3 protein-coding genes are annotated in these 3,559 nt (G+C 62.9%); all 3 read right to left on the bottom strand.

The features are described 5' to 3' along the window. The coding region (locus AC1DUU_RS26490) for an efflux RND transporter permease subunit (RefSeq protein WP_476786335.1) at window positions 1-1,518 on the bottom strand (1,518 nt) is incomplete at its 3' end. After that, on the bottom strand, window positions 1,515-2,810 hold the full coding sequence (locus AC1DUU_RS26485) for an efflux RND transporter periplasmic adaptor subunit (protein ID WP_476786334.1): 1,296 nt from the start codon (window positions 2,808-2,810) through the stop codon (window positions 1,515-1,517). The genes AC1DUU_RS26490 and AC1DUU_RS26485, both read right to left, overlap by 4 nt. A gap of 184 nt (window positions 2,811-2,994) precedes the next feature. Then, window positions 2,995-3,559 (bottom strand): HpcH/HpaI aldolase/citrate lyase family protein (locus AC1DUU_RS26480; RefSeq protein WP_476786333.1); only part of this gene is annotated, 565 nt, incomplete at its 5' end.

The raw sequence follows: 3,559 nt of genomic DNA, 5'->3' as shown, positions 1-3,559 counted from the left end.
GCGCTCGAGCATGCCGCCGAGCCCTGTATCGCTGTGCGAGGCGATCGGGAGCCGTGACGCCAGCATCGGCGTCAGCGTCAGCGAAACGAAGGCCGAGGCCAATATGGCGACGACGACCACGATGGCGAATTCGTAGAATATCTTGCCGATCACGCCGCCCATCAAAAGGACGGGGATGAACACCGCCACAAGCGAAAGCGAAATCGCAATGATGGTGAAGCCGATTTCGCGCGAGCCCTTCAGGGCGGCTTCAAACGCGCTTTCGCCATTCTCCTCTATATGACGGACGATATTTTCCAGCATGACGATGGCGTCGTCGACCACCAGCCCGACAGAAAGCGTCAGAGCCATCAGCGAGATGTTGTCGATGGAAAAGCCGAAGAGATACATGACGCCGAGCGTCGCGATCAGCGAAATCGGCACGGCAAGTGCCGGGATGAGCGTCGCCCAAATCCGGCGCAGGAAGATGAAAATCACCAAAATGACCAGCGCGATCGTCAAGCCAAGCGTGAACYGCACGTCGCTGACAGCGGCCCGTACCGATACGGCGCGATCGTTGAGGGTCTCGATCGAGGCCGATGCCGGCAATTCGCTGCGGAAAGTCGGCAGCATCGCCCTGACCCTGTCGACAACTGCGACCGTGTTGGCATTCGGCTGACGCTGCACGGCGAGAAGGATGGCGCGCGTGCCGTCATGCCAGCTTGCGGTCTGGGTGTTGGCGACAGAATCGATCACCCGCGTGACGTCGCCGAGCCGAACCGGCTTGCCGCCACTGCTGGAGATGATGAGATTGGCAAATTCCGCCGCGTTGTCGAGTTGGGTATTGGCAACGATGGTCAGCTGCTGCTGGTTGTTTTGCAACGTCCCCAGGGGCGCGTTCGAATTGGCCGCCGCGATCGCGGTCGAGAGCTGGGCGGTCGAGATTCCACGCGCGGCAAGCGCATTGGCATCGACCTGGATGCGCACCGCAAATTGCTGACTGCCGTAGATCGAGACCTGCGCGACGCCGTCGAGCGTCGACAATGACGGCGAGATCACCTGCTGGGCAAAAGCGTCGAGATCGGTAAGCGGCACGACGTCGCTCTTAAGCGCCAGCAACAAGATCGGGGCATCGGCTGGATTGACCTTGCGATAGCTCGGCGGCGACGGCAGGTCGGCCGGCAGGGCGCGGGCCGAGCGCGCGATCGCGGCCTGCACGTCAGCTGCGGCGGCGTCGATGTTGCGGTTGAGGACGAACTGGATCGAGATCGAGGTCGAACCGAGCGAATTGGTCGTTGAAATGCTGTCGATGCCGGCGATTGTGGCGAACTGCTTGATCAGTGGCGTCGCCACTGATGTGGCCATGGTGTCGGGCGAGGCGCCGGGCAGACTTGCCGAGACGTTGACGACCGGAAAATCCGCCTCGGGCAGCGCTGCCACGGGCAGCTTGGTGTAGGCAAACAGCCCGGCCATCACCAGCGCGATCGACATCAAAAGCGTTGCGACCGGCCGGCGAATGCAGAATTCGGAGATCGTCATTGTTTGCGTCCAGCCGAACCCTGCGGGGCGACATAGGCGGCAGGTTCAACCTGGGGCGCGGTGGAGCTGGTGCCTGCCACCGCCGTCGGCAGCACGGCGGCACCAGGCTTCAGCCGCAACTGTCCTTCGGTCACTACCTGTTCGCCAGGATTGAGACCCGAGGCGATAGCCGACGCTGTGCCTTCGTTGGCCGTGTCCTTGACCGGGCGAAGCTCAACCGTGTTGTCAGGTCGCACGAGCCAAACGAACTGTCCCTGCTGACCGGCCTGCAGGGCCACGGTGGGAATGATCGTTGCATTGGGCAAATCGGCCTGATCGATCTGGATGTCGACATATTGGCCCGGCCAAAGCGCCAGATTGCCGTTGGAGAAGGTGGCGCGCATGGCGATGGTGCCCGACGTCGTATCGACAGCCGAGTCGATGAAATCCAGCGTGCCTGAGGCAATGACTTCGGGACTCGCGCTCCCCAGTGCCTTGACGGTCGGCGCATTGCCGCTGTTCATCAGCTGCCTGAAGGTCGGCAACTCCGATTCCGCAAGGTGAAAGGTCACCTCCAGCGGGTCGACCTGAGTGATGGTAACGAGACCAGTGGTCGTGTTCGACGCGCTGGACGAGTTGCCTACGATGTCGCCGACTGCGATTTGCACGGCGCCCAGTCGCCCCGATATCGGCGCCTTGATCATGGTGTAGTCGAGCTGAACCTGGTCGGCATCGATCGCCGCCTGGTCGCCAGCGACGTTCGCTTGCGCTCCCAGCTGCAACGCCAGGGCCAAGTCATAGGCCTGCTGCGTGCCGGCCTGCTTGCTGGCGAGATCCTTGGCGCGATTCATGTCTGCCGTGGTGCTGACCACCAAGGCATTGTCCTTGGCAAGGGTCGCCTGGTCGCGCGCCAGCTGCGCACGCAACGAACGGTCGTCAAGCGAGATCAACAGGTCGCCGGCCTTCACCATCTGGCCGTCCTTGACGTGGATTTCCGTCACCTGGCTCGATATGCGGGCGCCGACTTCGACCACCGCCGGTGACTGCACGGTGCCAAAAGCTCTCGTCACCACAGGAAATGAGCCGCTTTGTGCCGGCGCGACCGAAACGGCTATCGCGTTGCCGTGCTGCGCTTTTGGATCCGCGCGGGCTGCGCTGCCAGCCTTGCTAGCTCCCTGCTGGGGTGCCTCAAGGCTTGCCATGGCGCCGGCAGCATGCCGTTTGGCCGTATCGATCAATCCCGGAAACAGCAGCAACGCCGCTGCGACGGCAAGTGCCATCGGGACCAATACGGCAGAGCGGAATGTCCACATGAGACAGCTCCTGGGCGCAGGGGGCCATTTCCACGCGCGCCCCGCGACAACACATCTTTCGGCTGCGCCTTACGACGAGCTGTCCCTGCAAATGTAGGAAGCGGATCAGCAGCGGCGAGTAAATCGAGGCTGAGTTACCAAGATTTAATATGGCCAATGGCTGCACTCGCACCCTGGCGAGGGCTTAAGCCTTGGCTAGAATTGCGCGAGCGCGGGCAATGATCGGTGCATCGACCATCTTGCCCTCGAAGACGAAGGCGCCATGGCTTTCGCGCTCTGCCTGTCCGGCCTCGGCAACCAGGCGCGTTGCCCAGTCGAGCTCGGCTTCGCTCGGCGAAAAACCGGCATTCAAAACAGGCACGGCCGAAGGATGGACGCAGGTCGCGCCGTCGAAGCCAAAGGCTTTCGCCTCGGCTGCAGCCGCTCCGATGGCGTCGACATCGGCATAGTCGGCGATACCACGCAGCAGGCCAAAGGACAGCTTGCCCGAGGCCTTGGCCGCCATATGCACCATCTGCTTGGGGAGACGCAGCACGTCGGGTGTCGCTGAAGCCCCCATGGCGGTGGCGAAATCCTCGCCGCCAAGCGCCAGCCCCATCACGTTGGGATGCGCGGCGAGCGCACGGGCGTCGAGAACGGCACCGGGGTCCTCGACGAGGCCGATGAATGGCATCGGATCGCGCATGATAGGCGCGATATGGCCGGCAAGGCGGGCAAGCTGCTCCAATGTCGCCAGCTTCGGCACCATG

It is taken from the genome of Aminobacter sp. P4_H6_2 (assembly GCF_056400805.1).
This window is presented reverse-complemented; position numbering and strand designations above follow the sequence as displayed.